Genomic DNA, 4,234 nt, shown 5'->3' with positions numbered 1-4,234 from the left:
AGTTGCTTGATGTCGCGGCCATGGTCGATCTCGCAAGTGCGATCCTGACCCGAGGACTTCAAATCGCAGGTTCTCTCGAACCGGTGAACAGGCAGGATTCCCTCCAGGAGATCCTGCGTGTCGGCACCTCGGCCGGGGGAGCCCGGGCGAAGGCCATCATCGCCTGGAATCCGGTAACGAACGAGGTGCGATCGGGGCAGATTGATGCGGATAGTGGCTTTTCCCACTGGATTTTGAAGTTCGACGGTGTGTCGGGGAACAGGGACAAGGAACTCGCGGATCCTGTCGGTTATGGTCTGATCGAATACGCCTATCATAAAATGGCGAAGGCCGCGGGAATCGACATGATGGAGTGCCGCCTGCTCCAGGAAAATGGCCGCAGCCATTTCATGACCCGGCGCTTCGATCGTACGGTCACCGGCAATAAGCTACATATGCAGTCCTTATGCGCGATGGCGCATTTCGATTACAAACAAGCAGGCGCATATTCATACGAGCAGGCCCTGCACGTCATGCGCAGACTCGGGATGCCGATGGCGAGCCTCGAGGAGCAGTTCCGGCGTATGGCCTTCAACGTCGTCGGCCGCAATCAGGACGACCACGTCAAGAACATCGCTTTCCTGATGGACAAAGGGGGAACGTGGGCGTTGTCCCCGGCCTTCGACGTGACGTACAACCACAACCCGAAGGGGACCTGGACGCATGCCCACCAGATGTCCCTCAACGGCAAGCGCGATGATTTCCAGATCGACGATTTCCGGGCCTGCGCCGGGAACGCGTCGCTCAAACGCGGTCGTGCGGAGGAGATCCTCCAGCAGGTCGTGGCGGCCGTGAAGCGGTGGCCTGACTTTGCCGAGGAGGCAGACGTGCCTCGCGACATCGCTGATCGCATCCAGGCGGCCCATCGGCTGGACATCTTGTGATCACGAACCGGCCTTCGGATGCCCCACGCTCTGCGCCATGACCACCTTCTGCGATTCCGCCAACCCCAACGCCGTACCGAGCGCCTCCCGATCCACCATCGCCCGCAGCACCACCCCCAGCCCCTCCGATGTCGCGAACAGGTACACGTTCTGCGCCACGATCCCCGCGTGCGTCCCGTCGTACAGCGCCCGCTGCGCCGGATCCTCGACCCCGGGCATCTTCGCCCCGTCCGACACGTAGACCAGGTTCACCGCCGCCTCGCCCACGAACGGCTGCGCTCCCGTCGCCGCCCGCAGATCCCCGGGCCGCACCGCCACCAGTGCGTGCCCCGCCGGTTCGTAGCGGTACGTCCCCGCCGCCATCACGACGTAGACATCCAGGCTCTGCCAGTTGCGCGCGGTCGCCGCGGTGCGCTTGCCGCTGTCCGGCCGGTTGACGCCGTTGGCCGCCCACAGCAGGTCCGACAGCGTCTGCAGGGGCAGCGGGTCGGGACCGAACTCCCGCGACGAGTGCCGGCTTGCCAGGGCCGTCATCAGGGGCATGCCGCCGGCCATGGTCGGGGTCGGCAGGACGATGTTCTGGTCCGGGACGAACGCCAGGTTCGCGCTGGTCGCCGGCTCGGCGGCGGCGGCGGCCGTGGTGAGGATCGCCGCCAGCAGGACCGCGGCGCCGAGGCTCCCGAACAGCTTCCGCCGGGGATTCGCTCGTTTCATGCGTGTTCTCCTTCCGTTCTTGTGGGGAAGCGCCCGGGCTGGGGTGACCGGCGATAACCTCCACGGGAGTATCTGTTTACGGCGATCTTGATGCTTTCTTGATGCGCCCCGCCCCCGCTTTGACACCGTCTTGACCCCGCAATGCCGATGATGATGGCACATGTCGCGTGTGTCGTCAGTCCCTGACGCATCGCCGAATCCCGCCGCGCGGGAACGGGGGACCCACAATCCGGGGCGCATCGCCGCAAGGCGTAGGGCATCTATTCGGCCCGAGCCCGTCAGCTAACCCCGTAGGCGTCGAGTAGGAGCCCCATGGGCGCCCGTAAGCCCCCGTCGTCCCCGGAGGAGCCCGAGTCCGCCGGTGAGCCGCTGTCGTTCCCGGGCCGCGCGCGCCGCGCGCTGTTCGGGAGCCCGAAGAGTCTGAACGACAGTTCGCTCTTCCACCGCTTGACGCTCGTGCCGTTCCTGGCCTGGATCGGCCTGGGCGCCGACGGCCTCTCGTCGTCCGCCTACGGTCCCGACGAGGCCTTCCGCACCCTGGGCGAGCACACCTACCTGCTGCTGGCGCTGGCCCTGATGACCACCGTCACCGTGCTGGTGATCTCGGCGGCCTACAAGCGCATCATCGAGGAGTTCCCCCACGGCGGCGGCGGCTACGTCGTGGCCACCAAGCTGCTGGGGGAGAAGGTGGGCGTCGTCTCGGGCTGCGCCCTGCTCGTGGACTACGTGCTGACGATCTCGGTGTCGATCGCCGCCGCCGGCGACGCCATCTTCAGCTTCATGCCGCTGGCCTGGCACGGCGTGAAGCCGGCGGCCGAGGTCGCCTTCGTGCTGGGGCTCATCGTGCTGAACATCCGGGGCGTGCGCGAGTCGGTGATGGTCCTGCTGCCGGTGTTCATGGTGTTCCTGCTGACCCACGCCGCGGCCATCCTGGGCGGCGTGTTCGCGCACGCCGGGCAGGTGCCGGCCGTGGCGGCGGAGGTGGGCGGCGGGTTCTCGCGGGGGATGGCGACCCTGGGCCTCGGCGGCATGGCCGCCCTGCTGCTGAAAGCCTACTCGATGGGCGGCGGCACCTACACGGGCATCGAGGCCGTCTCCAACGGCCTGCCCATCATGCGCGAGCCGCGCGCGAAGACCGGGCGGCGGACCATGAGCTACATGGCCGCCTCGCTGTCGTTCACCGCGGCGGGGCTGCTGGTCTGCTACCTGCTGTGGCGGGTCTCGCCCGTCGAGGGCAAGACCATGAACGCCGTGCTGTTCGAGCGGCTGGCCGGCGGCCTGCCCTTCGGCACGGTCCTGGTGTGGATCACGCTGGTGTCGGAGGGGCTGCTGCTGGTGGTGGCCGCACAGGCCGGCTTCATCGACGGCCCGCGCGTGCTGTCGAACATGGCCCTGGACAACTGGGTGCCGCGGCGCTTCGCCTCGCTGTCGGGCCGGCTGACCACCCTGAACGGCATCGTCCTGATGGGCGCCCTGGCGCTGGTGGTGCTGCTGTACACGCACGGCGACCTGCGCAGCCTGGTCGTCATGTACAGCATCAACGTGTTCCTGACCTTCTCGCTCTCGATGCTGGCGATGACGGTCTGGACGCTGAAGTCCCGCGCGAGCCGCCGGCACTGGCGCCGGCGGCTGGGGATCTTCGTCGTCGGACTGCTGCTGTGCGTGACGGTGCTGGTCGTCACCACGATCGAGAAGTTCGGCGAGGGGGGCTGGGTCACCATCGGGGTGACCGCCCTGCTGCTGGGCCTGTGCTTCCTCGTCCGCTCGCACTACCGCCTGTTCGGCCGCAAGCTCGCCCAGCTCTACCGGGAGATGGCGCCGGTCGTCGCCGCGGTCGAGGAGCGCACCCCCGACGCGCTGCCGCCCCTCGACCCCTCGCGCCCCACCGCCGCGCTGCTGGTCGCCGGCTACGGCGGCCTCGGCGTGCACACCATGCTGACCATCAAGCGCGCTTTCGCGGGCCACTACCGCAACCTGGTCGTGATCTGCGTGGGCGTCGTGGACACCGGCGAGTTCAAGGGGGCCGACGCGCTCGAGGCGCTCCAGGCGCGCTCCGACGCCACGGTGGCGAAGTACGTCGACCTGGCGGAGCGCATCGGCCTGCCCGCCGTGGGCCGCACCGCCCTGGGCACCGACGTGGTGGACGAGGCCGAGAAGCTCTGCCTGGAGGTCGCGCGCGAGTTCCGCGACGTGACGTTCTTCGCCGGTCAGGTCATCTTCCAGCGCGACCAGTGGTACCACCACCTGCTGCACAACGACACGGCCTTCGCCATCCAGAAGCGCCTGCAGTGGAGCGGCCGCACGATGGTCATCCTGCCGGCGCGGGTGCGTTGAGCGGCGCCCGGTGGGCGGGACGGGCGTCCCGCCCCCTTGACGCATTCTTGACGCCCCCCCGCCCCGTCTTGACCCCGCTTTGATCCCGAAGCGCCTACGCTGATGGTGTCGGCGTGCGCCCATCCGGCGCGGTCGCCGTCAACGTCGGACGGAGGTGCCGCGATGACCGTGATGCTGTGGACGGGGGCCGCCCTGGCGCTGCTGCTGCTCGTCTACCTGCTGGTGACCCTGCTCAAGCCGGAGTGGTTCTGATGGACGCGCGC

The 4,234-nt window shown here is 68.3% G+C and carries 4 protein-coding genes and 1 riboswitch; of the genes, 3 read left to right on the top strand and 1 reads right to left on the bottom strand.

Features of this window, described 5'->3' with window-relative positions; genetic code table 11:
• The coding region (locus Q7W29_02065; protein ID MDO9170597.1) for a HipA domain-containing protein at positions 1–923 on the top strand (923 nt) is incomplete at its 5' end.
• Here the strand turns inward: Q7W29_02065 and Q7W29_02060 are convergent.
• Complete coding sequence (locus Q7W29_02060) at positions 924–1,637, bottom strand: SagB/ThcOx family dehydrogenase (protein MDO9170596.1); 714 nt, start codon at positions 1,635–1,637, stop codon at positions 924–926. It lies immediately after the preceding gene.
• Between the two features lie 181 nt (positions 1,638–1,818).
• Positions 1,819–1,949: riboswitch (cyclic di-AMP (ydaO/yuaA leader) on the top strand.
• Here Q7W29_02060 and Q7W29_02055 point away from each other — a divergent pair.
• Entirely contained in the window at positions 1,950–3,971 is a 2,022-nt protein-coding gene (locus tag Q7W29_02055; protein ID MDO9170595.1) for an APC family permease, read from the top strand.
• 162 nt (positions 3,972–4,133) lie between these two features.
• Positions 4,134–4,223: a K(+)-transporting ATPase subunit F gene (gene kdpF / locus Q7W29_02050; protein ID MDO9170594.1), complete on the top strand. Its 90-nt coding sequence runs from the start codon at positions 4,134–4,136 to the stop codon at positions 4,221–4,223.
• The last annotated feature ends 11 nt before the right edge of the window (positions 4,224–4,234 follow it).

The organism is bacterium, assembly GCA_030654305.1.
Classification (GTDB): Bacteria; Krumholzibacteriota; Krumholzibacteriia; order LZORAL124-64-63; family LZORAL124-64-63; genus PNOJ01.
Note: the sequence above shows the minus strand (reverse complement) of the source record. Positions and strands in the feature narration are given on the sequence as shown.